Consider the following 26,699-nt stretch of genomic DNA (forward strand, 5'->3'; position numbering starts at 1 on the left):
ACCGGATCATTGTTTTTGGCGTATAAATGCGCTATAGACTGCCGAGCATTGCACGGTTCCGAACAGCACAGGGATGGAGAGGTCCAATGGCAAAGGCCGGGTCCAAACAAGGATTTGCCGCACGCCTCTGGGGTGAGGCCCCAAAACAGCCGCCGCTCGACTGGCGCCGCTTGGGGGCCTCCATCAGACGCCTGCCTTCGCCCTACTGGGAAGAGCGGATGTTCTTCCACGGGGCGGATGACCGGAAGCTCAGAGACGCGACCGGAGGTTTTCCCGCCACCTTCCGCAGAGACAAAAAGACCCATCCGCTCTTCGTCCTGAAGCGACTCGCCAATTTCGGGTTCCAGGTCTGTCCGTGCACCTCCGTCCCATCGAGTCCCTTCTATATTGAGAAAGGATGCCTCCTCGAACCGAGCGAATATGCCATGGAGCGCACCTCCTACATCATGGAGCGGTTCCGCTTCGGTCTTCCACGCTCGGGAAAGGTGAACTTTTCTTTGCGCTTCATGGGTGTCGTGCCTGAATCGTGCCTGCGGAGAAGCCTCTGATGGACACGTCGACCTGGGAGGCATGGATCGACAGCCCGGGCTGCTTTGCGGTCCTGGAGCGCTGCGCGGCAACCGTTTCCCGCAAAATAAAGCCCCTGAACCTCTCCAGCCGCCAGTGGCCTTACGAGGACAACCGGGAGCTTGCGGCGGAGATCTGGGCCTTCCTGAAGGAGAAGAAGGAGGGCAGCCTGCCGCCCGATTTGCTCCGCCTGCTTCAGAACGCCGACTGGAGCCGTTTTGCGGGCTACCTCAGCACACTGTTCATCAACCACGCCCTCGACCGCTTGCGCACCCGGGAAATGAGCCCCTGGCACGCCCTGTACCGGCGCGTGCGCCAGGTCCTCTCCAACGCGGACGGCATCCATTACAAGGCTGGACGGGAGGCGGCCTTCTATTCCTGGGAATCCGGGGAGGACCGGCCGGTCATCCCACCCGTGGATGCCACCCCCAGGGACTGGCCCGATCCGGGGATGAAACCCGCAGAGTCAGTCACGCAGGTGAACCTCATCTCCCTCTCGAAGACATTCGAGCGACTCCTCGTCGAGCGGACAGGGGTCCACGGCTGGGTCCCGGTCCGCTCGTTCGTCAACTTCCTCGGCACGCTCTTCCCGGAACTCCTCGAATCCTACCGGGAGGTGCCGCTGCCCGACGGAGATGCGCCTAGACCCGGCGGGCCCTACCTCGCACCGCCTTCCGACCCCGGCCTGACCGCCGAGGAGGCGGCCGCCCTCGCCGATCTCGCCCCTCTGGCCGAACAGTTCGTGAAGGGGATCGACGTCAAGAAACGCGCCGTCTTGCATCTCAAATACGGCATGGACCTCTCCCTGGAGGAGATGGCCCGCCGGCTGGGGTACAAAGGCCCAAGCGGCCCCCTCTATCAGTTGACCCTTGCCGAAGACGCCCTCCGCGGCTTCTGCAGCCTGTGGCCCGGGCTCTCCCCGGAGGATCTGGACCAAAATCTTTTCGGAGAATTCGTGGTGCGGGTGCTCGACCTTTGCAAATCCGCCGTCGAAGGCCGTTCAGATCCAATGAAAGAAGATGAAACGGAGCCCTCCGATGAATGACCCTGGTTCCATCCGCATGAAGCTTGCCTGGCAGAACCTCTTTTCACTGCGCACCTGTCCGCCGGACCGCATCCTCTTTTCGGCGGACCGCGATCCCGCTCTGGAGCGCCATATCGAGGCCTGCCCCTTTTGCGCGGAGCGCCTTTCAGCCGTTGACGAATGGAGCGCATGGGAGAGCCTCGGCGGTCGGCTGGCGGAGGCCTCGCCTGCGGCCGAGGACGGAGCCCCCGCCCCGGGCGAGATCCGGGAGGTGAAGGCGGCCCTCGGCGGATGGGGCCCTGCAAACCGGTACTACAATCCGCCGATAGTGTTCATCCTGGACATCGAGGCCTCGCCCGACCCCTGTGCGCGCGTCGCGCAGATTTGCGGCGATGCAGCGCTCATGGGGCTTGACGACGAAGCGCTCGGGGAGGACAGAGGCTTTGTGGAGTGCTGGAACACCTATACGCTGGCCCTCGCGGACATCGGGCGACGCTGGGGGCAGGCCCCCCCCGAAACCCTTTCGGCCGTTCAGGCTGCGGCCGCTCAGCCGCCGCAGCCGATCCCCGAGCACTCCGTCCTCTTCTTCTTCCGCCAGCTGGAACTCGAACTGGCGGGCTACCTCGCGGCCAAGAGCGTCGAGCGGCTCCTGTCGAAGCAGAAATCCCCCGCCCACCCAGCGATGCCGCCCGCTGGCCTCGCCCTGCGGGCATTCCTCGAGGAGGCCTACCCCGGCGCCGAACTGCCGGAGCGCGCAGCAGACGACTATGAACTGCTGGCCTTCAGCCGCTTTCCCGACCTGGAAACGCCTCTGGCGGCCGACGAGAAGGGGGGCTGGGACAGGGCGAACTGCATCTGTCTGACCTCGGGTGGTTTCGAGGTCCAGGCCTTGCCCTTTCAGGTGGATCTGATAAGCCAGTCCCCTGCCGGCCTTCTGGTGACCGGAAAAATCCGGCAGACGGGCTGTCTGCCTCAAACCATCCACGCATGGTGGGAAAGGCCCGGCGCTGACCCGCTGCCGGCCGCCGCGCATGAACTCGACCGGGGCAAAAGCCTTTTTCGGATCGTTTTCAGAGGCCTCAGGGAAACCGAGGTCCAAAACGGCGCACTGGTCCTTCTTCTGGTGGGCGATGCGGTATAACCCGAACAGCTGGGATCTGCAGGTACTCCACGCCTATTCCGCGGACTGGGACATCCGCGATCGGCGGGACAACCTTCTCCATCCTCATCCGGGGATCTGGCCGGAGGACGGCGGCCGCCTGTCCGACCTTCTCGAAAAGATCCTCCAACGGATCGGCGCGGACGAACCCTTCCGCAGGCTTTTCTGCCTGTGCTGCCTCGCCGCAGCGATCCTCGCCCCTGACAGACGCCGCCCGGAACTGACCAGCGCCCTCTCGGCCCACACCTCCCTTGCCGCCCTCGGGTTGCCTTTCATCGACTGGGACCATTTCCATGCATGGAGGTGGGCGGGGATCCCGCTGCTGCTCACCCGCCCTCAGGACACAGCGGGCGAGGTGCGCTGGGCCATGGTCGGGTTCGGCGAAAAGGCGGCCGGGACCGGCATGCCTCTGTGGGCGCGGACCCGCATGGATGCGACGGCCTGCCGGGCGGTTGAAACCGCGGCCGCCCTCGCCGCACAAAAGCGCCCGAAAGGGCATTTCTTCTTCTGGCCTGTGCTCGATCCCTGCGGAGGCAACGTCGCTCTCTACGGGTCGTCGCTCGGCCTGGCCGTCTACCTCGGCTTCCGCTCGGCCCAGCAAGGCTTCCCCGTCCCGGCGCTCGCGGCTACAGGCGCCCTCAGCGCAGACGGCGACATTCTCCCGGTCGAAGGCATCCTTCAAAAATGCGAGGCCGCCCGTGACCACCGGCTGACCGGCATCCTTTGCCCTGCCCAAACCCACGCGGCCAGCCTTGTCAACATCGGCCGCTTCGAGTGTCTTCGCGTAGGCGACCTCGAAACCGCCGAGATCCTCTGGCGCTTTCACGCCCCGGGTACCGGCTCAGCTGCGTCGGCCTTTCTTTCCCAAAACCGGAGCACGAAGTGGATCATCGACCACCTGGAAGACGTGCCGGCCAAGCTCCTTTCCTGGCTGGAGGCCGATCGGCGCATCATTTCCCTCCGCCTACCTGAAATCGTCGGCGACCCCTCCATCGCCAAACGGTTCGTCAGGGCGATCGAGGCGCTGCTGGACCCGCCGGACTGGTCCAAGGACAGGGCCCTGCTCCTGCTCGACCTCTGCACGCCAGAACTGGTCGACACCCTGGGGCGCCATGCCCCCGGTCTGGCGTTCCGGCTGTGCAAGGCCCAGGTGACCTGCGCCAACCACTGCGGGGCCGCGGGGAAGGCCGCCTTCTGGTTGAGAGCCGCCCAGTCTTTCCAGGAAGCAGCCGTCCACATGACCGACGGCGAGAGTCTGATCCTCCAGCACGCCTGCCATCGGATCGGGCAGGCCCACAACCGCTTCGAGTTCGACCCCCGGCTGGCCGAACACCTCCCGGAGGACACCCGCGCGCTGATCGAGCGCATGGAAGGCATCTTCGCCGAAAGGCGGCGCTGCGACCCTCTGGCCGTCAATCATGACCTCGGAGGCTTTTACGGCACGATGGCCCAGAATGCCGCTTTCTGCGGACCGGAGAACCTGCCTGCCTTCGAAGGCTGGGTCTCGAAGGCCCTCGATGCCTTCGGGGGCGGTCTGGTCCAGGAAGAAGCGCACACCCACTGGCTGAGAGATGTCTCCTATAAGGTATACGCCTACCTCGATGCGGGGCTTCCCGAAAGCGCCCGCAGAGCCCTTCTCACCTATCTGAAAACCTCCACACCCGATACGTGCAACCCGCGTTCGAACCCTTACCGGCACGCCGCCCTGATGCGCTGGCTGGCGGACACCGAGGAGCCAGCCCCCGCGTATCTCGCATGGGCGTGCAAACAGATCGGGAAGACTGCCCCCCAACATCCCTGGCAGCTCTGGCTCTACAACCTCGGCCGCACGTCCGACGACCCGTCCGTGAAGGAGAAGGCCTGGCTGCAATCCCTGCAGCTCTGCAAAACGCAAGGGGAAGAGACCCTCAACGTCATGGGGCTCCTCCCCCTCGCCGCCCTGCACGCTCATCGGCTGGGGGATCCCCGCATGCTCCAGCGCGAAACCGGGCGCATCCGGGCCCTGCTCGATGGCCCCCACCTCAGCCGCAGACACTTCGCCTGCCTGCTCGACACCCACAGATGGGAAAAACTCCTCGAGACCGTCATCGACGAACAGACCGCCCTTTTTCCCTTTTCGTACCGCTGAAGCGGGCTTCCGCCCGTGCAAGGCGGCTCAGTGTTGGCGACGTGCTCATCCACCTTCTGCCCGAGCGGGCTCCCACCCGCGCACGCGGCTCAGGCGAGATCCCGCTCAGCGCCAGCAGCAGATTCGCCTCGGCCCGTGCGGAACCCTCTTTACACCACCGCAAACTTCCGCTTCTCGGGCTGCTCGCCGACCCCCGAGAACTCGAAGTGCGACAGGCAGCCGCCGCACTGACGGTAGTAGCGCACGCTGTCCTCCGTAAAATCGATCAGGCGCTCGATCCGGTCCTTGAGTTTCAGAAACTGCTTTTCGTTCAGGTCCGCGCATTCGAAGACGGATTTCTGCACCCGCGTGCCGGCGCCCTTGAGCACCTTGGCCACGCGGTTGCGGACCTTGTCGTCCACGATGTCGAAGCAGATCAGATAGAACATGACTCATCCCACCTGCGACCACGGAAACGGCTGATACTCCTTCAACTCCCCCATGAGATATTTCTCGAAGCGCCTGACCTGCTCGAGGATCAGGCCCCTGTAGGTGAGCCGCTGCTCCCCATCGGGGGGCTTGATCCGCTGCTCCATCCACTTTTCGTAGGACCTGAGCAGCGCGCGCGAGGTGGCGGGCTTCATCTCGACGGGCCGCTTCTGCTTGAGGTCCTCCTCGTCCACGAAGTCCGTATTTTCGATCTGCCTGTAGACGAAGTCCTCCGGGCTGAGGACATTTCGATTGATGAGCGCCAGGACAAACCGGTCCCCGAGAAAGACGCGCCACTCCTCGACCAGATCGCAGGCAAGCGACGGCCGCCCGTAGTCTTCCACGTGCAGGGCGCCCATGTAGGGATCGAGGCCGACGATCTTGATGGCGGTCAGGACCTCGCTCGTCAACAGCGTGTAGACGAATGAAAGCAGCGCATTGACCGGGTCGAGCGGCGGCCGGCGGTTGCGGCCCTTGAAGCTGAAGCCCGGGTTCCGCACCAGCCGCGGAAAGCCCTCGTAATAGACGCGCGTCCCCTGCCCTTCGATCCCCCTGACGATATCCAAATCGGAGGCCGGGTCGAGGGCACCCCGCTCCATGGCGCGGATGGTAGCCGCCCGTGCCAGCGGGGAATCGATGCCGAGCTGCTTTCCGCGCAGGGCCAGGAAGCGGGCCTGGCCGCGGAGCTTCCCGCCGACGATGGACCGCGCGGTCTCGAGGGCGAACCCGGGGTCGGAGAGACGGAGATACTGCGCCTTCCTCCGGCCGACGTGCTTGTGCTCATCGACCGACAGCCGCCCCTCGAACCCCCCGCGCGGGTTGAGCAGGACCGTCTCCACCCGACTGCGAATCAGCATCCGGAGCACCGCCCCACTGATCGAGGTGTAGCCCACGAGGATCAACTGCTCCAGGTGCTCGAGGTCGATCTCCTCTTCAAGGCGGCCATCCCGGAAAAGGGCGAGATTTCCTCCTGACTTCCTGAGATAGCTTCCATTTTCGAGCACATACATCCTCTGCATGGCATTCCCCTCAAGACGTCTCCCGCAACGCCGGCAGAAAACGCGTCACCAGGTCGAGGCTCCGCCGCAGGTGCTCCAACGCATCCGCCAGGTTCTCCACCCGTTCGGCCGCCACCGGCAGGTCCTCGGTCATCCATTCCCGGCAGTGCAGGAGCGGATGCGCATAGGGGAGCGGTGAATCGAAACGGCAGAAATCGAGGACAACCCCCATCAACGTGTGGATCTTCCGGCAGCCAAGGGGCGTGCCCCGCAGCCGCGAAAGCTTGTAGTCGACCAGGTGCGGGTTGTACTCCGGCACAGGCTGAAGCAGTGCGTGAAGGAGCGTCTTCCCCCGCTTGAGAAAACCGACCGTGGCAAACAGGATCTTTTCCTCACGGACCCCCATCGCCTTCCCGTTGCGGCAGGCCGTAATCAACTGGCCGAGCGGAGGGCACCGCTCCGAGAGCCGGTGAAGCTCAGGAAAGCGTGCGATCCACTCCCCCTGCCGGGGGTGGACGAGGACACCGCCAGAAGGCCCCGTCTTTCCATGAGGCGGGTCCTTTTTCTCCAGCGTCGAGTAGGCGGCACCCTCCAAGACCTCCAGGGCCTGCCACACATCCCCGGATCTTTTCGGCAGAAAATAGGAGGGCTTTCCGGTGACCCGGTGCAGCCCGAGGGGAAGTTTCACGAGGTTTCCAAGACCCTTCCCGGCCAGTTGGTCCTGCTTCGGAAAAACCTCCAGATCGAAAAACGTCAAATCGGGCCTGAGCGCCCCGGCAAGCGCTGCGAGCGCCTCCTTGAGCGGCCGCGCCGGAACCGGCTCCTCGAAAAAGAACCAGAAGTGATACCCCTTTCCCCCGCTGAACTCCGGCAGCGCGAAAAGGCCCATCGGCTTTCCGAGTTCCTGAACCCGCTCCACCAGGTACGCGCATTCGCGCTGGATGCCTGAGCGCTCCTTGGCAAGCGCCGCCCCCGTGCGGTAGGCCTGCTTCAAATCGGCGTCGATCACGCCCGTCGCCACCCGGCTATCCCGCCGCAGCAGGTAGATGCCGTAGGTCTTGAGGCCGCGCAGGTGATCCCGAACATCCGCCGGCTCGATCGCCCGCCTCACGGGAACGTATCCGCTCGTGCCCGCGTTCCGGTCCGCCCACTGCCTCGCGAAGCAGTCCTCGCGCCCCTGAAAGAACGCCATATAGCGGGCGATCAGCCGCTCCTCCCGCTTCATGGCCGCAAAGGGCTCATCGAGGAACTGAAAATCCCCTCCAGCATCACCCGTATGCACAGGCTGCGCGTCATGTTGTCCGAAACCGGGGATGGCACCCTGAGCGCGCGCCCTGACAGCGGCAGCCTCCGCCCCCTTGCCGAGCAGGGCCAGCAGTTCGATGTGCTCGCGCCACCCCGGCTCGAACGCCGGGTGGCGCCGATTCAACTCCCCGAGCGTCCGGCAGGCCACCTCCATCTCCCCGGCCATCTGGGCCAGCCGGCTCCACTCGAGGCACTGTTCCGGGCTGAACCGCGGGATGACATCCGGCTTTCGGAGGATCTCCCGGCACTTCTCGATCTCGCGGTTTTCGATGATGAAGGATCGCAGCCGGGCGAAGAGCAGCTCGAAATCAGGTGCGGCCGGGCGCTTCGGTGCCGTTTCGGCGGGCGGTTTCATGTTCGGATCTCCTTTCGTGTCATTTTCGTTCGCCGTCATGGGCCGGCCTTCTTGGCTATGGCCTGCCGGAGTTTCCCAAGCAGCGGATAGGCCGGCCTGAACGCTTCTAGATCGGCCGCCTTCCCGCGGGCCGCCTCGAGATCGCCCTTCCTCAGATACGCGGCGGCCTGCCAGAAAAGCCCGTCGGGATCAGGGGTCGTGTAGGTCTCGATATGAAACTGAACCGCCTCCTCAGCCCTGCGGATCACCTGCTCGTCGTTGCCTTCCCGATAAGCCATCCTGGCCAGACGCATCAGGGTCCGATGCCGCGACCGCCGATCGCGCTCGAGCGCCCCGGTCAAAATATTCCGCGCCTTGTCGTACTCTCCCAGCCGGTTCAGGATATCCGCCTCCGTCCACCGGACATAAGGCCTGCGGACCCGCGGCGGGATCCGTTCAACCGCCGCCAGGGCCTCCCGCGGCTTTTCCTGCGCCAGGAGCACCCGCCCGAGGAGTTCGAAGACATAATCGCCTTCGGCCGGATTCACCACCCGGGCCGTAAACTCCAAGGCGTCCTGCGCCTCCCGGTAACGCCCGAGATGGAAGAGGACCTTTCCCAGGGCGAAGTGCTTGTGCTCGACCCGTACATGGTTCTTCTCCCCGTCTTCCTCGATGCAGGCCTGGATGCTTGCGAGCGCGCCTTTGATCCGCCCCGTCTTCGCCTGGCACGAGCCCAGGTTGTAGAGCGACTTGATGTAGTTGCGCCGCTCCTGATGCCGGACCTTCCGCTCATCGTCCGTCAGCGCCAGCCAATTCTTCACCGCCTGCGCCAGAAGCGGCAACGCCCGGTCGGGCTTCTGCAGGATATTCTTGTAGAGCATCCCTTCGCGGTAAAACGCCGTCACCCCGTCGGGGCGAACTTCCCTGGCCCTTTTGAAGTGGTCGAGCGCCCTTTCCGTCCGCTTGGCCTTGACCTGCGGCGGCAGGATGATCTCCCGGTTCTTGGCGGCCAGGAGGCTTTCGTACAGCGTGTAGGCCAACCCCGAGTGGAACCGGAAATCGTCCGGGCTGCGCCTGAGGCACACCTCGTAGGCGACGATCGCGTCGTCGTAGCGCTTGAGGCGGCTGAGCGCGAAGGCCACCTCCGAGCGCAGCGGGAGGTCCAGGCCGAAACGGACCATCTCCGGCTCACGCTCCTCGACGGGGTGATAGAGATCCAGGATCTCCTGCCAACAGTTATCGGCCCGCAGCAGTTCGATCTCCCCGATGTGCGCCTTCAGCCTCGCTGCAAGGGTCTCCTGGATCCCGCTCTGCGCGGCCAGTTCCTCGAAGAACGCCTCTCCGGCCTGGACCTTGTCGTTCTTGACCGCATCGGTTGTCTGTGGGGTGTTGGGAGCAGCCTCTCCCTGTGGATACGATAGGATCTTCGCCGTGGTGCCCATGTCTGCCGCCTCCTTCAAGTTGAGGTTTTACGGCCAAGGGCAGGACTCCCGGGCAGCCCATCCCTTAGAGAGGGGCTACCCGGGGCCTGCACTAATGGAACACGGCATCGGAGGGGGGATTTTCAAAAAAATGTTTTCGGGGATGGTTCTTTTTCGGACGGTTCAAAAAACCGGCCCTTCGAATCGGCATAAAATCGCGGCCGGTGGGTAATCAAAACCTCAGAACCCTTCAAAAAGCAGCAGGAAAACAACCACTTTCTACAGCTAAAAAACTCGGCAAGGGCGGCCTGCACGAAGCGCGTTTCCTTGCTCCGCCCGCCGAACACGTACACGCCGGCCTGGCAGGCGCTCGCTCCGAGAAAGCCGATCATCTTTTCGCAGGGCAAAGTACACTCCCGAACATCCATAACGCGACTTTCCGCGCAACTGACGTCAGAACTCTCCACGGGTTCCTCGCGCTCAGCTTCCGTTGTCTGATGATTAAAGAGGTGAAACAGCGCCTTACCTAATATCATATTCCACCTATGACGCAGTCCACCAGCCTGAGGGCCAGCCGCGACCACAACTCGAACCGATCCAGGTCCATTTCCCGGGTCTTCAGCCAGCTGAAGGAGTCGAGTTCCCTGTCCGCGCGCACCTGGTCCGCTGCGCTCAGCCGCAGGCGGTACACCAGCCCGAGGTGTACGCGGCCGACCGCCGTGCGCTCCTCATTGATCAACCCGACGAAAACCGGCGGATGCGCGGGAGCCGAGAGGCCCAGCTCTTCACCCAGTTCGCGCCGAAGACCCCGCTCCACAACCCCGGGCAAAGCCGCATCCAGCCCGGAGCTGTCCCCTCGGTTCACATGGCCGCCTATGCCGACGGACCACAGATCGTGCAGCCTCACCTCGGACCCTTTCCTCCGGTAGCACGCGGTCTCGACCCCATCGACGCTCTGAACCACCACGTAGGGGATGAGCTGCTTGAAGGAAGGATCGCCTTCGGCGTGCTCCCGCGGCAGCCACGACAGGGCGGCATCCGGAACCCGGGCAGCGAACGCCTCCATCGACAGTTCACAGGCGGTCATCTCCATCAGCCACTCCTCCGGGAGACCATCCCGGGGGACGCACAGAACCTGCTCCGAACGGCTTTTCTGATTCATCACGGCAGCCTCTCCTGGATGAGCTGGATGATCTCCTTCTCCGCCTCGCGAAGCAGCTCCTGCCTGCGCCCCCTCGGCGCGAAGGAGGCCTTGAAGCCGTTGCGCACCAGCAGCAGGATCTCCCACAGGGTCAGCCCGCCTTCCGTCAGGCGGGCGGCCCGGTGCAGCTCCCTGGTGAAGTCGGTCCTCGATATCCCCGGGTTGTCCGTGTTGACCGTCACCCTGAGCCCCCGTTCCAGATACTCTTTCAGGGGATAGGGCTCGCGGCGCCAGGTGGCTTGCAGAAAATTGTCCCGGAAGCCGACGATCTGGACATTGCTCGATGGACACATCTCTATGGCGATGTCCCGGTCCCTGAACTTGTCCAGGAGGACCGGATTCTCCTTCAGCGTCAGGCCGTGCCCGATGCGCTCGGCGTTGAGATGATACACGGCCTCCCAGATGCTCTCGGCCGAAGACGTCTCGCCCGCGTGGATCGTCAGACGCAGGCACCGGCGCATCATCGGCATGAAGGCCTCGCGCATCTGTTCGGGCCTGGCGGCCTCCTCGCTGCCGGCGAGATCGAAGCCCCTCAGGCTCGGAAAACCCGACCCATCGCCTCCCAGCAGGCGCTCCGCCAGTTCGATGTTTTCGTAAACCTTGCTCATGATCCCATGCCGGCTCGCCGTGAAAATCAAGGCGTAGCTTGCCGGACCGCCCTCAGCCGCCAGCTCCGCGTCGATGACCCGGACCACCTCGGCGGGATCCAGCCCGCCCTTGACATAATTCATGGGCGAGCAGCGCACCTCGAGATGACGGACGTTGTGCTTCGCAGCCTTGCGGCACAAGATACGGCAAGCCGCGCGCAGGCTGGCTTCCGACTGAAGAAGCCCCGATCCCTGCAGATCCCCCGCCTTTTCGTACGCTTTGAACCCGACTCCGCAAAATGCATCCTCATGCCGGAACGCCCCGTAAATGATCTGCTCCAGCAGATCCGGCCGGTCTTCGAAGACGAGAACGAACGCCGCCGTGCACAAAGGTTCGGGGACCCCTGGAACGGCTTGCCGCAGAACCTTGAAATCGATCCCCTCCCCGGCTTCCCCCTCGGCAAGCCTCCGCCATTCCTCGACGGACGGACCCCATCGGTCCCGGCACCGCTCCAGTGCAGGTCGATTCGCCTCGGCAATCTCGAGGATCTCGGCCGGGTCCGCGACGCCGCCGAGATGGCAATGCAGCTCGGCCTTCGGAAGCCTCTGAAGCCACACCAGCTCGTCATCCTCCCTGGCCGGGTCGACGCCGATCCGCTGCGTCTTCAACCGTGTCACCAGGGAAGGGTGCAGGTTGTAGAGCGCGAGGAAATTCGTGCCCGTCTCCTCGCCCATCAACCGGTTGGCCTGGTTGCAGAAAAGAAAAGACGCCCTGCGCGAACGCTCCTGAACCTCCTCCATGAGACCGGCCCCCGCCACGGCCGTCTCCAGAGGCTCCGATGCCGCCGGCATCTCGAGCGGATACCGATCCCGGCTGATCACCCGCCCGCTCTCATCCCTGAGATCGGCGGCGGGGTTCCGCTCATAGCGCCCCGCCACTAGGGGAGTGACCACGTCCTTGAAGTCTTCGGGCAACGGTCCGAGGAAAAGCGCCGGTTCCCGACCCCGCAGTTTGTTCGCGTAGTCATCGTTCTGGATAACGTGAATCAGGGCGTGGCACCCGAAAAGCACGGCGGCGTTCTGGATGTCCGAACTCATGGTCTTGCGTCCGCCCGCGAGAGATATCAAGAGATGCCCGTCCGCGCAGCGCTCGGCGGCGTGCAGAACGACTCGGAAAATGCACTCCCCCATTTGCCGGCATTCCTCTTCGGAGGCCAAATCCCCGGCCCCCGCCACCTGCCATATCCTGAGGACAGGGATTCTCCCGCCTCCCCCGAACAGCCGGTGCCAAACCAGTAGATTCTGAATGGAAGTATCGGTCTTCTCACCCTTTGTCGTCACCATCCAGACTTCTTCGACCGGGCGGATGTCCGCTGACCGGCGGGTCTCGGCGATCTCATCGCGCTTCGGATGACGGGCGTAAAGATCCACCAGATTCGGGTTCGTGAACCCCAGCAGTTCCGGCACGATCTGCCAGCTTGTGCCGAGCGTGGTTACCAGGATGTCGGACATAATGCCTACCCTTCTGGAAGGAGTAACATTCCTTTAAATCGATTGTTTTTCTCGAATTGACTTTATGTCATTCCACTCAAAGCGCGATATTCGCTCTTACCATTAAAAACAAACGCCGATATGACCGCCGACATCGACTGTCAATCTCCGCAGGTCAGGGCATTCATTCTGACTTAGTTTCCATCCGGAAATGGTCTTTTTGACCAATCTCGGCGTCAATCTGCACGTTTGCTTGTGCGGCGACCACCAGGTCGCCTCCGCGCAAACGCTTGATTTCCTTGATATTGGCCAAACCGGGACCCGCCGCGGAGCGGTGGGACTGAGCGGCGAAGCGGTGAAGAAAAATCCTCATTTCCGGATGGAAACTGGGTTCTATAAGAAAATCATTTCCGGATGGACACGACTTAACGTCAGGTGCCCCGGTCCCGAGGGCTCATATCGCTGTCAATCCCCTCCAGTCAGTACATTGATTCTGACTCTGCCCCCCGCAAACGCAACAGTGGCCATGGCGGGTAGAGGGAAAACCGGGCATCGACTTTAAAACCTTTTTATCATACCAACAAATTGAGATAAATCAGCAAGTTAACATTTTAGGCCCGGTTTTCAGTCTTTTGTGGCTGGAGTGGCGAAAATCGCAACACAACATAATCTATGCCGCTGTGTGCAATCAAGGCACCATCCTACTCAACAGACACGATCGCGTAGTTTTTGCCCCCAGCGGGCATCGCCTCGATTTGCTGGACCTTGACGATTTTATTTTTCTTGAGTTTGGCGCGGTATTGCTCGGGGATCAGATCCATACCCTTCATAAAAGCCTTTTTCCCAGCAACTTCGGCGCTGACCTCCTTGCTGCCCGGGAAGTAACGGAGGTGAACGCCTTTCCAAATTTCATGAACAGGTTCGACAGGAGGATTTTCCGATTTCGCTTCAGGTTCTGCCTCTTCGTCATGGCTGCCCGGATCATCCCGTTTGGCGATGTGAAGGCCAAACCTTCCGTGGCCTACAGCGGTCTTCGCCCCCAGACCGTGGCGGTCCAACGCGGCTTCAAACGCCTCGGAAAAATCCGACACGACGGCCTTCTCCTTCGCCAGTTCCGGTCCCATGAGGATCCGAAACACGAATCGGGTGCGCTCGCTGCCCTGACGATCCAGAAACGGATCAACCGCCCAGTATTTTTGAGGATTAGGGGACTGGTCCTCCGTCGGCCTCCCGTTAGCCTTATTGAGATATTCAGGATAATGACAGTTCATGATCTCCGCCTTGAGGAGGGGCAGTTTCGCAGGGAAAGCGTCCATGAAAACGACCCCTCCCCTGTTTGGTTCGAGATTCTCTTCAGCCGACGTCTCCAAATTTCCAAAGACCCTGCGAGCTTCCCCCGCCTCGTTCGGAAGCCGGCCTTTTCCCACCTGTTGCCAAAACCTTCGGGCGTCTTGCACCTCGGGAATCCGGTTGAGCGCCTTCACCAGCCAGGCCAGACGCACCACCCCCTTGATTCCGCTTGCCGGGATATACGGCACACCAAGGGTCCAATCGAATGAAAAACCCTTTTCAGATGGATGGCCGTTGCCAAGACCAACGACCAGCGGCGTTTCAAGAATCGCTTCGAAACGCAGAAGGCGATATCCCAAGCTTTCAAGAGACCGGGCTGCCGCTTCCTGACGTTCGTGGCGTTTCTCGAGAAGCCTGCCGGCGGTCTTTCTCTCCCATTTACCGCCCGTGGGGGAAGCCTCCCCATTGAACATGGCGATTGAGGGGAGTAAATTGTCCCCGGGATCCTCTGCATTCCCCTCGACAGGACATTTTCCGCCGCTTTCCTGGACATAAAACCACTTGTTAAAATAAAGGCCGTAATTGAAAGCGCCTTTCGGTTGTTTTCCAATCACGCGGTCGACGGCAGGATTGACCGGCCGCACAACCGGCTTCGGAGCAGCCTTCTCTTTCATGGCGTCTCTCCTTGCTCCTCGAGGAAAAGGGCCGAGTTCGCATAGCGCTTCACCCATTCGAGCACCAGCAGGGCCTCGTCTTGGGCCCGCAGATACTGCTCCTGGGACATCGCCGAAAGGTTCGTGAGAAAGGGCTTCGGCTCGTCATCCGGGATGATTCCACGCTCTTTCAACCATCGCGCGATGATGGCGAAGGCTGCGTAGTGCTTCTCTTTCACTGATAACTGCCCATCCTTCGTTGCCTTTGAAATGAGAAAGGCCAAGGCATGTCCAAATCCGTTGCCGAGGATCATCGCCGGCAGGCCGGCCGTGAGGTTTGCAAAGTCCTTGTTGACCGGGATCCGCTCGAGCTGCTCCAACGCGAATCGCGACCGCTTCTGAGAAATCGTCGTCTCCATCGCTCCCTCCTATGCCTTTCCGCCCGGCAGCCAACGAACCTCCATGAGGCCGCGGCCCAAGGTCATGTCGCCGCCTATCTGGACATGGGTCGCCAAGGCGGTCATGGTGAGATCCGCTATAAATTCAACCGGCTGGGGCTGGTTCTGCGTCCTCTCCGTAGTAAAAAAGACGAGGGTGTACAAGGCTGAATCAGCCGGTAAAAGCTCCTGATAACGGAGCGACCCGGGCGTGGTCACGCCGGTTTCCGGGTTGATGGCAATCTGCGCCTGGACTTCCGTGGCATTGCGGACCAGATAGGTGAAATCCGCATCGGAAATCAGCACAAGACGCGCAACCTGGGGTGCCAGGGCTTCGAAGGCCGCCTTCAACGCCACGGCATCCGTCTTCGATTCAACAATCTTGACCACCAGGTCTTCCAGCACCAACCCGTTTTCCGCGGCAATATCACCCCGAATCAGCATGCCCTCGCCGGAGCCCGGCGCCGAACCCAACTCCATGCCGGGAAGCGTCAACCCTGCATCGGGGATCAACCGGAGGTCACGCGCGAGCCGCGTAAGCACATAAGGAGCGGTCACCCACACGAATGGGGCGGCGTTGCTTCTCACCGGAAATGCCAACAAACGGCCGTCGGTGATGGAAATCGCCCCGGCGTGGCCTTCAAGCCCGTCTGGTGACTCTTCTCGGCCGAAGACCCTGCAGGCCAGTTCCTTGGCCTGGGAATGCGCTGATTCGTAACCCACTTCGACCGCTTTATTGTTGGCGTAGTAGCGCGTAAACCAGTCCCGAAAAGCCCCCTTCAAACCAGAGGACTGGATCATCGGCCAGGAGGTGTGGCGCTCCCGTTGAATAGGAAGGTCTACAGCCCCGGTTGACTGACCCGCCCCTGCGTGAAGCGGTGACACGGCGTAAAGAACACACACCCTGGAAGCGTTCGTCGAAAACAACATGGCACTCTCTCCTCTCCTAACCGTTATAGAAACCCACCGGTAATTCCTCTGCACCCGCCGTCCTGATCGAGGTGCCCGGGGGCAGATACGCCGTCACCGGCTTATGGAACGCCTTTTTCATGTCCCAGCCGGCCATCCGCACCGGCGCCCGAGAGATCCTTGGCAGATTCTGCCAGTTATTGGCCCGCAATTCCTCCCACGGAAAATGCGAGAGGGCTACAGCCCAAGGGCCGCGCTTCGGCGGAAGGGGCATTCTGCCAGGCACGAGCGCATAGCTTACCAGCCGCTGCTCCCCGCCCAAGGTCAGGAGCCCCTCCGCATCCAGATGAGAAGGCACCAGCTCCGCGTCAAACCCCACAAGCATCGCAACGCCCTTCTTGAGGCGGATATGGCTCGCTGCATACAAATAGCCCGACTTGGCAGTCTGCCGCCAATCCTCGAGGGCAATCCCCACACGCTCCTCATAGGTGTAAAACGCCTTCAACGGCAATAGGGCAGGGCCTCCCGTATAGGATGATAAATCCGAGAAACAGGATAATTCGTTCCTCCCCTGGTGGACCTCTTCTAAAGCCTCCACAGAAATCCAGTGATCGAGAAGCGGCGCGAGGTCCGCTGCCTGCGGATTGAGCGCCCACAAGGGTTCGGGGATGCTGCCTTTCAGCCCCACGGCGCGGATAAACTCCGAAGGGAGGTCAGCCGGAGCAATCCCGATTCTTCGCTGTGGCTGGGTGGACTTGTCGCTTTCAGCCGAATCCTCGCATGCGTCAAAAGCCCTATGATGCATCGCTTCAGCCTTCTTTAACGATTGTTTTGAGGCCATCCAGTGGGCAGGCGCAGGCAGAAAACGCACGACCGCGCCGCCAGGCACCGTTGCTTCGAAAATCGGCCCGACGACCTTGAATCCCGGACGCTCGGGCGTCCCCAAAAGAGGATAGCGGCCGGCAATATCCCGGCCCGCCTTTTCCTCTTTTGCATACGTAAAAGGGTCAAGGCCGCGCTGTAGCAGCACCGCTGTACGGAGGGCCCCCAAAAGGGTCGACGGCATGGGTGGAAAGACAGACCGGGCGGTGTGGTTTTCACCCGCGACCATCGGTTCGGAACCCTTAAAGAAACAGCTGTCCAACGGCTCCAACCTCAGCCATTGCAATTTTTCAGACATGGCATCCTCCTTCGCCGGTTCCCTGATACCGGAAAAGCTGTGGGCCAAGAAAACGCGCAATCAGCAGGGCCTCGGGCCGAACGGCGGCGTCGGGGCCAAGGAGCAGGGCCGCCGCTTGCCATGCAATCCGCTCGAGCCTCGGATTGCGTGCTTCACCCTTTCCGGGCTTCAGAGACGGATCGGAGCGGACAATCAGCGTCTTCAAGAACTTGGGCAGATCCGCCGGATTCCTGGCGGCCAATGCGTCCAGGCCATCCCGCATCTCCTCCACCCGATACATCAACGAAGAACTCATGCACAGGCGCGTCCTCGCTCCGAAGGCCCTTGAAAAATCCAGGAAATGATCGACGAGCGTATCGTCGGGAGCAATCTCTTTCGGAATTTCAGCCAGCAGGGCTTCGTGCGGGCGGGCATTCCACTTCATCACCATAGCGCGCGGGCCCCCGCTCCGCTTGGCGAGTTCGACGGCCACGGCATTTCTCCCGCCCTCCTCTTTGGCGCCGCCTTCGAGAAGCCTCCGCGCTGCAGCCATGGCATCCGCGAGCGGCCTTTTGTGATGGCATATCAAGACCGCCCCTGAAATGGATAGGCATCGATCCTCTCCCAAATGATAGGCCAACCGAAGGCGTTCAGGGACCCAAGGTCCAACGATGGGCTGTGCTGTGCCGGTGACAGCGTCGTAAACCACGTAGGGCGTCGCATACATCCGTGCGATTTCATGGGCGGCAGACAGCGCCGTCGAGACCGGCATGACGGCGCACACATCGTCGCCGCCGGCATAGATGAGGCGGCCGCGACACCTCCGGATGATCTCAGGGACCGTATGAAGCGAAAAGTCGCCCAAGGCCTCCGACAACGCTGCATGAACACCAGGAGTCACCACTCGGGTCTCTCCAAGGTGCTCTTTCCAAAAGCCCCGATACGCCGCATCGAAAGAGGGCGTACGCAGCCGTTCGGTCAAGTCCGGATGAATCGTCGATTCCCAGCGGGCGGGAAGGATTTCCCCTCCTACAAGCCGCCCCATCCTGTCTCCGTCCATGAGGAGGATGGCATAGTAGCGGTCCGCATCGGTCCACAGACGGCCCCGCTTTTCCATCGCGTGCAGGAACTCCCTGCAGGTCCGGCGCGCCTCCGGCTCGAGCACGCGGCGGTGCTCCCCTTTTCCTGCAGGCGCATCCGGTTCATCGGTGTCGTGGATGAACTGGGCAAGCACCTTGCGCCATGAGCCGTATGGCTCCAACGCCTTCACCCCCTGCGGCTCCTTCCCGGCGACTTCATTCAACCAGTCCCCGAAAGCAAGCTCCGTGGTCGACGGAAAGACGTCCGCCTTTTCGAAAAGAGGCTTCAGTGGATGGTCGGTCTTCGAGCCCTTGATCACACGGCCGGCCAAACGCTTTACGGTCGCCACAGCGCAGAGCCTCTCCGAAGATCTGAACTCGGGACGCAAATCCCTGTCCTGCTTCAACAGGCTCCAGAACGGATCAACGCTCGGCCTCGGGTTGCGATCCTCTCCGGGCCGCCACTCGAAGCGCAGGGCCTCCAGATCGCCATGAAGCCCGCACTTGATGCCTTCCTCCCGCTCCGTTGAGCCATCAGGTCGGCCGTTTTTTTCGACCGGGAGTCGGGATTCCGCGTCCTTCTCCAGCGCTCCCCCTTCGCAATAAACATATTTGCCGGCGGCTAAAAACGACTGGGCCATTGCATGGCTCACGGAATAGAAGGCCGCCTGGCCGCTCAAGGGGTAAGGCAAGGCGTGCTCTTTGCTGTCGGCAACGAGGTTGAAAGGCTTCTCCCAAACGCTCGGAGGCAGAAGGCCCTTGATCTGCAGTTCCCAGCCCTCGTCCAGCAATGGACAGGCACTCCAACGAAAGGTCCAATAGCCTTTCATCTGACGGTGGAACTGCTCGATGAGATAGGGATCTTTCTTCCCCCCGATAACGGTTTCGATCCGGTCGAGGGTCATGCGGCCCAGATCCTCCCACGCCTCACGGACCCTAGCTTCGATCGCGGCTGCCGTCTCCTCTTCTTCCCCAGCCGGGACGAGGCAGACAAATTTATTGGGAAGCGAAGCGCCCTCCGCTTTCGGCACCCCATCATCGCCCGCAAGGAGCCCCTCCAGGCCGCACTCCCTGCGCAGCATGTCCTCCACCAGGCCCTGACCGATCAGGCTCGGGTAGAGCACATGATCCGAGCCCAGCCGGTAAATCACCTCTCGAATACCTTCGAATGCGAGCCACGAAAGAAGGACCGAACCGACCCACAGATCCCGCAGCTTCCGCGCCCGCTCGATGAAGCCCTGAACCGGAGCCAGGCTCACCACCAGCAGCGCGGCCTGGCAGGTCTTCGATCTCTTGAAACAGGAATAAATCGCGGCAGCCAGACCGCAGTGCTGCCAGATGCTGTGGTCCGGAATCCGCGTATCCGCCGGAAGCCGACCCCACAATCCTCCGAGGCCGCCGATGTTCTCGCGCCGCAGACGCTCGCGCAGCGCATGGTGCACATAGTGAAAGCGTGCGGGAGAAAGAAGCTCCGGCCTGCCGGGAAACGAGTCGCACACCCGCTCGATATCCGCTTCGATCAGGGCTTCGATAGCGCGGGCAACCGATGCACAATCCTCGCGCGTCATATCCAGCTGGAGGGGTAGAACCGCCTCGCGAGCCGTTGGGTGGGTCAACAGTGGCCTTCCCAGAAAGTCGATCGAGCCGTTTAAATCGGCCCTGGCGCTGTGCCCGGGCAGCTGAGTGCGGTCCATGCCGGCCGCCGTTTGATCGGCCATGCGGATCAAGCCTGGATCGGGCTGAGGGAGGGGCCCCAGGATATCCAGCAGACGCCGGCTCCGCTCCTCGTGTCCTGGGATGCGCAGGGCCTTGTCGGGCGGATCGTGCAGATAGGCCGCGAGCTTCTCATCCCAGTAGGCTGAATCTTGAAGAAAACCGTTTCTCATGCTACGCACTCCTCGTATTTGGCGCGCTTCAACAGGGCGTCCAGTTTCCGATGGATTTTTCCCCATGTCTCGATCTGGTCGATATTCTTGGCTTTGAGCTGATTGCGGCTGTGCGCATGCGGCACATGCAAAACGAGCCCGCGGTAGTTTTCCATTTTCTTACGTACGCAAAACCGAAGGGGCGAGGCATGCCGGTCATTCTTATTCGCCCCTATCGGGTGATGGGTCAGCGGCACCCCGATCAGATGCCGCTCCGCAAAACTACCGCCCCCGGGGTCCAACCGTTCGTCTTGCTCCACTTTTTCAGCACGCACCTTGATATAAGCGGAGGCAAGCTGCACCATCACCTTCTCCCATGTTGAGCAAAGTTCAGTTTGCCAGAGGAGAGGGCCCTTTTCGTCCTTCCCGAGACAATTCGGGTAGTCCTTCTGGAACCCCTTTGTCCATGATTTGGTGACAGATTGAAGAAGTGCTGCCTGCTGCCCCCCTTCCAACCCTGGATTACTGATATTGAAGCTGCCCCAGCCATTCCGGGAGCGCGCTCCTACGGTGCCGAAAACCGCGACAAGGGCCAACACCGCATCGATCTCCTTCTTCAAAGCGGCTGGGTATTGAAGAAGCAACTGGAATGCAGACGTCGAAGGAAAGTAGCTATGCTGGATGCCGTTTTTATGATGCACAAGCCCCATGCCGGCCAAATATCCCAAAGCATCAACCTTTCCCCCGTGATCGACCTCAGGATGCTCAATCTTCATTTTCTGAAAAGGAATTTTGACCGCCGCTGTGCCATGGCCCGGCACCAGCCGGATTTCCAAAGGGCTTTTTCGGCTTTCCCTCTCATCTCCTGCCCGCCCGAAAACGCGCCCTTCCTCTTCAAGCAGGGTCTTCTCTCCCGGCAAATCAATGCAGCTCACCCTCCACCAATATCGCAGCAGGGCTTTGAACGGTTCAGCGCGCCACTGCGCTTCCTGATCCGCCCCGCCGAGGAACATCGGAGTGACCACCTGGCATTCCAGACGCCGATCTTCGGTTTGATAGTACCGCAACGACGGCAATACAGTTTTCATATCGGACCATTCCCCCTTTCACGGCTGCATAAGAACTCTGACCTTTCAGGAAATCTCATCCTTCTTGCCTAAAAAAATCGCATTGACTGACACACGCATGATTTCAGTGCATGAACCAATACGATTTAATCGTGACACTTCAGATCTTTCACATTTGCACATTATTCTCATTGAAGGCTTGAAATGAAAGCACCAATGATCCTTTCCAAAAGTGAAAATGATTTCCTGGTGCCTCATTAAACCACCTACTGGCTACATACTAGGAACGGCGTCTGACGCCGGGTTTTCAGAAGAAAAGACCACTTGCCTGGAAAATCTATGGCGAGGGCTTCTTGGGGAAGGAGGGTCTTGCGTCCCGGCGGTAACGAAAGGGCGTCTCGCTCGGCCAGTTTGCAAACCTCCGAGTGCAGCTGGAATCACCGGGAGGAGATGGAGATTTGATCTCACTCTTTAGTGAGAGATATCATGCGACCCGTTCTGCTGGTCTTTCTGATCTTGATGCACTATCTCAATCACCTCGAGTCGGGGCATTCATTCCTGCCACGCTGACATAGCTCCGTGCGCAGAAAACGATTCAAAACTCAGGTGAAAGACAATTCCGTCGGAAACTGGAGAGGGTCCTCCCATCTCGAATCAGGGCTAAGCGTCTGGACCGCCTTCATGATGAACGACTGGGTAATGCTGCTCAATTTTTTGTAATCGGATTCGGAGATAGGATTGAAACCGTGAGCAAACAGGGAATTGTTTCTAATGCACAACACATCTTCGAGCCGCCGGGAAAATTCCTTGTAAACAGGAGTTAACAAGTCATTTTCAAAACACCCCAGGAGATTGTAACTCTGTCGGAGGCTCAATCTAATTTCATTGTTATTGTGAGGGTATCGCAGTCTGTCGAACTCAGGTCTATATTCAGCCGGAATGCGATCGAGATCCACATTCGCCGTTTTGACGCCATGGTTCACCTTGAGATGAATTTGCACCAATAGCTCCAGCGCCCTGTAAAGCCTGCCCACAGCGTCATCAAACCTGTGCTGGACCGCTCGCCTGTCTGCATTTAGGATTAAATCCTGAACTATTTCATAGCCATGCCCTTTTATTCCGCATGTTGTCGTGAATTCGGGATCGATATCAGCCCGGCTTTGCATCACTCGTTTCAAAAACAAACCATAGTCTTTCAGTGATTTTTCATTCAAATATATGTTCAAATCGTTCCAGGCTTTTTCATGCTGGAACTGGTCCCACGCTTCAAAAGCCCTGCATACATCGCGAATCTTCCTAATCTTTGACTTCGATTCTTTCGCCAATGGATACGATAGGAGTAAACTCTCCAATTGACTGATAACCGCCGTGTAGTCGTGTTGCTTCAGAAGCATGGGCAGAAACTGCTCAAGCTTGCGCTCTACATTTATGAGCGATGTGGAGATCATTTCTGTGGATTCACCCACCGATACCCGTATGAGGTCTCTTCTCGCCGCCGTTGTCAAATATAGACGCACTCCGTAATCCATAGCGGCCATTCCAAGAGAAAGCGACATAGTTTTTGTGCCGCCTGTGTAATCGGCCATAATTTCATCATCTCCCGAAATCAAATCACGAATGACACCCGATGCACATCGGTAACACTCAGCGGGGTCATCAGGGTCTTCAATGATTTTCAAATCCCTATCAGGATGGAAACGTTCGCCCATCTCAAAATAGGTCGGAAGATTCGGGAGTTTTTCAACGATATCTTTCGCCCTTATCTCGCAGGGTTTGTCCTGACCTATCACTTGAGACTTGCTGCGATCGGAACACAAAAATATCGTTCTGTCCGGCTTTAAGGTCTTGATTGAAGTAATAATCGGCTGCGGAGATCCTCCCACCGTAATGATCAGGACCTTTCTCATATTCCTGACCTCCGCGAACCAAATTGCACACCCGCGCGAACAATCTCCAATCCTATCTGGATTTTCTTCTCTGCCTTCATTCAAATCACCTTTCTTCTAATCATCCAGCGATTCTTTCAACGAATCATCCTCGGCGGCATCGGACCCCGTTTCATGATGAGCATCATCATGAGACCAACCTCTTGTCAAGCCATATTTCCGACCACATCCTGGGCAGACCCATTCGCCGGTCATTTCAAACTCATAACTATTCGGGTAATCCCAGTTACAGTAGGGGCAATACATAAAATCCCTCTAACTCAACAGTTTTCATTCACCTAGCTGAGGAGAAAGCAAGAAATTTGGTCTCCTCAAGTCGGGGCATTCATTCTGACTTTGCTTGGGCGGCGCAGCTCCCGTTGCGGGCATTGTCTCAATCTCCTCAAGTCGGGGCATTCATTCTCCGGGTTGCTTTCTCATCTTCTAGCCTGGCCAGTTGCCAAAAAAATCCTTTTTATGGGGCGTATCGATGTAAATCAGCTGTGTCGCTTTTCGATGGTGGATGAATTTGCCTAGTTATGCGATAATTGTTTTATTCGGTTATTAGCAAATCGCTTTTTCCATCTATTAAAATCATCCGTAGATAAATTACGTTTAAGATAATTACAATGCTTGCAACACGGCACACAATTCTCAAAAAAATAGCCTTTATTATTATCAATACGATCGATACCGTTAAGCCCTTTCTTTTCACAATAAAAACAAGCTTGGTTTGATAGTTTTTTAAATTGATCTTCTCTAAGCAAAGTCTCCATAGGTAAACTTTGTCTCGCCCTCTTCTTGTAATCGTTGTATTTTGGCGGATTTTTATAATCTAAATAATGTTCTATAATTTCTTGCCATGCATAAATTCGAATTTAACGCCAATATTGCCTCAGCACTCCCAATGATCCCTTATTCCTTCTTCCCAAGTCCATATACGTCAAAAAATTCTGATGGCGTTACAATAGGAATTCCCCGGAAGGATTCAAGCTCGGTAAGGTGATGATCCCCGCTTATAATATAATCGGCACAGCCCTCGATGGCGGCAGAAACGAAGATGTTGTCGGAAGGGTCTTTTTCTACCGCTGCTATTTTCACTTTTCCCAAGGTGAAAATGGCCAGTTTTTCCAATCTGGCTAAACCGATGTTCATTTCATCCTTTGAAAGGCCTCGTTTTTGAAGGATTTTCCTTATCTTGGGGTAATCCAGAACGGCTTTGATTTCGCTGGCAATTGAAGCAGAAAGGACCAGGCGGAGCCGGCCCTGAACAATCAAGGCCAGAATATTAGCCGGCGGATTCTTGGGAGTAAGAAAGCCGCTGATGAAAACGTTGGTGTCTAGAACCACCCGGATCATTGGTTCTGAGCCTGGGACCGGGAAGCTCTTACTGAAGAGATAGCCTCCTCGATCGCCTGGCCTAATTCTTTCTTGTCAGCCCCCTCCATCTTCTTCCAGATGGCCTGCAGGGATTCTTTGGCCTCATCCTGGCTTTGAAGCAGCTGGTAATAGCGATCCATCGGGATCATTACCACCATCGGCCGGCCGGACCTTTCTATGATGTAATCATCCCCTTTAATAGCCACTTCATTCATCACCTGGCCGAGATTCTGTCTTGCCTTCATAGCGGAGATTTTCTTAAGCATTTCCATACCTTTATATTAATTGTTATGACTATATCAATTGACATAATCATTATATAATAATGCTGAAATTTGTCAAGGACCCGCTCCCTGCTTTTCTTACAGAAAAAACAAAAAAGCCTCCGGATCAATAAATCCGGAGACTTTTTTACACTAATAAGATTACTGGGGTATGCACTTCGCTCCAGGACCTACAAGATATTGTGGTTTCGATCCTCATCAATTGGATCAAGGTTAAGGTTGGTGTCTCTCTGAAAGAATGCCAGCGCCAGCCCCTTCCCGACAGCATATTCTGCCAACCGACAACTGGCGACGTCGAGGGGTAAAACGGATCGTAGACCGTGGTCTCAATCCCCTCATCAAGTCGGGGCATTCATTCTGACGAGCGTCCGTTACTACAAGGTCCTAACCGGCTATCAGTCTCAATCCCCTCAAGTCGGGGCATTCATTCTGACCTTGCAAGCGGTCACAAGATCCGAAGCCGAAAGGCGTCTCAATCCCCTCAAGTCGGGGCATTCATTCTGACAAGTTCTACTTCGTCGAATAACACTAACAAGAGCCCGTCTCAATCCCCTCAAGTCGGGGCATTCATTCTGACAGAGTCCATGTGCGAGCAGGGGTGGGTCCCGGTGTCTCAATCCCCTCAAGTCGGGGCATTCATTCTGACGGTTCGCGCTTAGCACAGGCTGCCGATATTTTCCTGTCTCAATCCCCTCAAGTCGGGGCATTCATTCTGACCGACGTCTGCGGCTGCAGCGGTGCAGCGTTCTTCGTGTCTCAATCCCCTCAAGTCGGGGCATTCATTCTGACCTATGTGGCGGAAATGGGTGGGAAGGAGGTGAAACTGTCTCAATCCCCTCAAGTCGGGGCATTCATTCTGACTAAGCCTAAGAAGAAGAAGGCAAAGAAGTAGTCAAAGATTTAGTCTCAATCCCCTCAAGTCGGGGCATTCATTCTGACCAATTTTATGGTTAGTACGGACAATGAAGATAAAATTGTCTCAATCCCCTCAAGTCGGGGCATTCATTCTGACATAGATATAGAAAAGTTCAAAGAAGCACGAGAAGAAGTCTCAATCCCCTCAAGTCGGGGCATTCATTCTGACATTTTCGTGCTGGTGGCCGGGGTTATTGGCTACCGTGTCTCAATCCCCTCAAGTCGGGGCATTCATTCTGACTTAGCAAGTGTGCGGGAGTTGCTTGGGGGGTTCGTCAAAAAAGTCTCAATCCCCTCAAGTCGGGGCATTCATTCTGACTGAGTGGCATCCAGATGGATTTCCCCATTGTTGGTTGGCAGAATATGCTGTCGGGAAGGGGCCGTATTTTTCACAAACGCTTGACTAGAGGGGGTCGGATGTCGAATTATTCTGGCTTTGGGAATAGGGCGGAAGCGGTCATAGAAAACAATTGGGGTAAAGGATGTAGGCGCACCCTTTACCCCGAAAAACATGTGAGTAAAACTCACAACCCATGCTCTATTGATAATATTTGTCGGAGTATGCGTCAAGAGCCTTTTCAGGCTGGGTCGAAGATATCTCTGGCCCAGACCGCCATCCTGCCCCAAATGCGAAGGGAAGCTGTGGGGGCATGGGTATACCACTGCCTGTTTTGACGGGTACGGAGAACCTGCCGAGATTCCGAGGTACCGTTGCCCGGCTTGCGGGTGTGTGGTCCGGCTCCGCCCCGAAGGATACTTCTCTCGTTTCCAAGCTTCCATCGGAACCATCCAATCGAGTATAGCCAACCGCTTGTCAGGCCGCGGCTGGCTCCCGGGTCTTTCGCCATCCCGCCAGCGCCACTGGCTGAACAGCTTGATCGAGCAGACGAAACTGCATCTTGGCCTGTCGTGGTCCGGACAGCTCCCGGACGCATTCGATCTGCTTTACGCCGTGGGGATCTGCCCGGTCAGCCGCTCCATCCAATGTGAAAGAAGGTGTCCTTCCGGCAGGCGTGCTTAACACGCGGGGCCGGGATGTTATAAGGTAGCGCC

Annotated in this window: 22 protein-coding genes and 1 CRISPR repeat array; of the genes, 6 read left to right on the forward strand and 16 right to left on the reverse strand. The window is 58.9% G+C overall.

The window, feature by feature from the left end; translation table 11 throughout:
- Positions 1 to 86: 86 nt before the first annotated feature.
- From ACZ500_RS09475 to ACZ500_RS09490, 4 genes are read left to right on the forward strand one after another with little or no spacing between them, the layout of a single operon-like run.
- The gene (locus tag ACZ500_RS09475; RefSeq protein WP_464232258.1) at positions 87 to 548 is read left to right on the forward strand and encodes a hypothetical protein; all 462 of its coding nucleotides are present in this window, start codon (positions 87 to 89) and stop codon (positions 546 to 548) included.
- Positions 548 to 1,612: a hypothetical protein gene (locus tag ACZ500_RS09480; protein WP_464232259.1), complete on the forward strand. Its 1,065-nt coding sequence runs from the start codon at positions 548 to 550 to the stop codon at positions 1,610 to 1,612. Before ACZ500_RS09475 ends, ACZ500_RS09480 begins: the two co-directional genes overlap by 1 nt.
- Positions 1,605 to 2,732, forward strand: a complete 1,128-nt coding sequence (locus ACZ500_RS09485; RefSeq protein ID WP_464232260.1) for a hypothetical protein — start codon at positions 1,605 to 1,607, stop codon at positions 2,730 to 2,732. Before ACZ500_RS09480 ends, ACZ500_RS09485 begins: the two co-directional genes overlap by 8 nt.
- Entirely contained in the window at positions 2,722 to 4,878 is a 2,157-nt protein-coding gene (locus ACZ500_RS09490; protein WP_464232261.1) for a hypothetical protein, read from the forward strand. Before ACZ500_RS09485 ends, ACZ500_RS09490 begins: the two co-directional genes overlap by 11 nt.
- Before the next feature lie 149 nt (positions 4,879 to 5,027).
- Here ACZ500_RS09490 and cas2 read toward each other — a convergent pair whose 3' ends face one another.
- From cas2 to ACZ500_RS09525, 7 genes are all read right to left on the reverse strand, one after another.
- Positions 5,028 to 5,306 carry a CRISPR-associated endonuclease Cas2 gene (cas2, locus tag ACZ500_RS09495; RefSeq protein ID WP_464232262.1) on the reverse strand — a complete coding sequence of 93 codons (279 nt, stop codon included), beginning with the start codon at positions 5,304 to 5,306 and terminating at the stop codon, positions 5,028 to 5,030.
- Positions 5,307 to 5,309: 3 nt separating this feature from the next.
- Positions 5,310 to 6,365 (reverse strand): CRISPR-associated endonuclease Cas1, encoded by a 1,056-nt coding sequence (gene cas1, locus ACZ500_RS09500; protein ID WP_464232263.1) that lies wholly within the window; start codon positions 6,363 to 6,365, stop codon positions 5,310 to 5,312.
- Positions 6,366 to 6,375: 10 nt separating this feature from the next.
- On the reverse strand, positions 6,376 to 8,004 hold the full coding sequence (locus ACZ500_RS09505; RefSeq protein ID WP_464232264.1) for a CRISPR-associated primase-polymerase type A1: 1,629 nt from the start codon (positions 8,002 to 8,004) through the stop codon (positions 6,376 to 6,378).
- 35 nt (positions 8,005 to 8,039) lie between these two features.
- On the reverse strand, positions 8,040 to 9,425 hold the full coding sequence (locus tag ACZ500_RS09510) for a tetratricopeptide repeat protein (RefSeq protein ID WP_464232265.1): 1,386 nt from the start codon (positions 9,423 to 9,425) through the stop codon (positions 8,040 to 8,042).
- A gap of 122 nt (positions 9,426 to 9,547) precedes the next feature.
- Entirely contained in the window at positions 9,548 to 9,940 is a 393-nt protein-coding gene (locus tag ACZ500_RS09515) for a hypothetical protein (protein ID WP_464232266.1), read from the reverse strand.
- Entirely contained in the window at positions 9,937 to 10,566 is a 630-nt protein-coding gene (locus ACZ500_RS09520; RefSeq protein ID WP_464232267.1) for a phosphoesterase, read from the reverse strand. The genes ACZ500_RS09515 and ACZ500_RS09520 overlap by 4 nt, the downstream gene beginning before the upstream one ends.
- Positions 10,566 to 12,704 (reverse strand): CRISPR-associated ring nuclease, encoded by a 2,139-nt coding sequence (locus tag ACZ500_RS09525; RefSeq protein WP_464232268.1) that lies wholly within the window; start codon positions 12,702 to 12,704, stop codon positions 10,566 to 10,568. The genes ACZ500_RS09520 and ACZ500_RS09525 overlap by 1 nt, the downstream gene beginning before the upstream one ends.
- A gap of 190 nt (positions 12,705 to 12,894) precedes the next feature.
- On the opposite strand from ACZ500_RS09525, the gene ACZ500_RS09530 reads away from it, so the two are divergent.
- Positions 12,895 to 13,245: a hypothetical protein gene (locus tag ACZ500_RS09530; protein ID WP_464232269.1), complete on the forward strand. Its 351-nt coding sequence runs from the start codon at positions 12,895 to 12,897 to the stop codon at positions 13,243 to 13,245.
- 139 nt (positions 13,246 to 13,384) lie between these two features.
- Here the strand turns inward: ACZ500_RS09530 and cmr6 are convergent, their stop codons facing one another.
- From cmr6 to ACZ500_RS09560, 6 genes are read right to left on the reverse strand one after another with little or no spacing between them, the layout of a single operon-like run.
- Positions 13,385 to 14,647: a type III-B CRISPR module RAMP protein Cmr6 gene (gene cmr6 / locus ACZ500_RS09535; RefSeq protein WP_464232270.1), complete on the reverse strand. Its 1,263-nt coding sequence runs from the start codon at positions 14,645 to 14,647 to the stop codon at positions 13,385 to 13,387.
- On the reverse strand, positions 14,644 to 15,045 hold the full coding sequence (cmr5, locus tag ACZ500_RS09540) for a type III-B CRISPR module-associated protein Cmr5 (RefSeq protein WP_464232271.1): 402 nt from the start codon (positions 15,043 to 15,045) through the stop codon (positions 14,644 to 14,646). Before cmr5 ends, cmr6 begins: the two co-directional genes overlap by 4 nt.
- A gap of 9 nt (positions 15,046 to 15,054) precedes the next feature.
- On the reverse strand, positions 15,055 to 15,993 hold the full coding sequence (gene cmr4 / locus ACZ500_RS09545) for a type III-B CRISPR module RAMP protein Cmr4 (RefSeq protein ID WP_464232272.1): 939 nt from the start codon (positions 15,991 to 15,993) through the stop codon (positions 15,055 to 15,057).
- Between the two features lie 16 nt (positions 15,994 to 16,009).
- Positions 16,010 to 17,152 (reverse strand): type III-B CRISPR module-associated Cmr3 family protein, encoded by a 1,143-nt coding sequence (locus ACZ500_RS09550; protein WP_464232273.1) that lies wholly within the window; start codon positions 17,150 to 17,152, stop codon positions 16,010 to 16,012.
- Complete coding sequence (cas10, locus tag ACZ500_RS09555) at positions 17,145 to 20,096, reverse strand: type III-B CRISPR-associated protein Cas10/Cmr2 (RefSeq protein WP_464232274.1); 2,952 nt, start codon at positions 20,094 to 20,096, stop codon at positions 17,145 to 17,147. Before cas10 ends, ACZ500_RS09550 begins: the two co-directional genes overlap by 8 nt.
- A complete protein-coding gene (locus tag ACZ500_RS09560; protein ID WP_464232275.1) occupies positions 20,093 to 20,803 on the reverse strand; it encodes a hypothetical protein in 711 nt (236 codons plus the stop codon). Before ACZ500_RS09560 ends, cas10 begins: the two co-directional genes overlap by 4 nt.
- Positions 20,804 to 20,821: 18 nt before the next feature.
- Here ACZ500_RS09560 and ACZ500_RS09565 point away from each other — a divergent pair, with 18 nt between their 5' ends.
- Positions 20,822 to 21,235: a hypothetical protein gene (locus tag ACZ500_RS09565; RefSeq protein WP_464232276.1), complete on the forward strand. Its 414-nt coding sequence runs from the start codon at positions 20,822 to 20,824 to the stop codon at positions 21,233 to 21,235.
- A 509-nt stretch (positions 21,236 to 21,744) separates the two neighbouring features.
- On the opposite strand, the gene ACZ500_RS09570 is transcribed toward ACZ500_RS09565, so the two are convergent.
- The 3 genes from ACZ500_RS09570 to ACZ500_RS09580 all read right to left on the reverse strand — a co-directional run bounded on the left by ACZ500_RS09570 (position 21,745) and on the right by ACZ500_RS09580 (position 24,713).
- Positions 21,745 to 23,049 carry a TIGR02710 family CRISPR-associated CARF protein gene (locus ACZ500_RS09570; protein ID WP_464232277.1) on the reverse strand — a complete coding sequence of 435 codons (1,305 nt, stop codon included), beginning with the start codon at positions 23,047 to 23,049 and terminating at the stop codon, positions 21,745 to 21,747.
- Positions 23,050 to 23,982: 933 nt separating this feature from the next.
- A complete protein-coding gene (locus tag ACZ500_RS09575; RefSeq protein WP_464232278.1) occupies positions 23,983 to 24,426 on the reverse strand; it encodes a putative toxin-antitoxin system toxin component, PIN family in 444 nt (147 codons plus the stop codon).
- Positions 24,423 to 24,713 (reverse strand): type II toxin-antitoxin system Phd/YefM family antitoxin, encoded by a 291-nt coding sequence (locus ACZ500_RS09580; protein ID WP_464232279.1) that lies wholly within the window; start codon positions 24,711 to 24,713, stop codon positions 24,423 to 24,425. The genes ACZ500_RS09575 and ACZ500_RS09580 overlap by 4 nt, the downstream gene beginning before the upstream one ends.
- 416 nt (positions 24,714 to 25,129) lie before the next feature.
- Positions 25,130 to 25,965: a CRISPR direct-repeat array (repeat unit 36 nt; unit sequence GTCTCAATCCCCTCAAGTCGGGGCATTCATTCTGAC).
- The last annotated feature ends 734 nt before the right edge of the window (positions 25,966 to 26,699 follow it).

The sequence above is a fragment of the Desulfatiglans parachlorophenolica genome, from assembly GCF_055394735.1.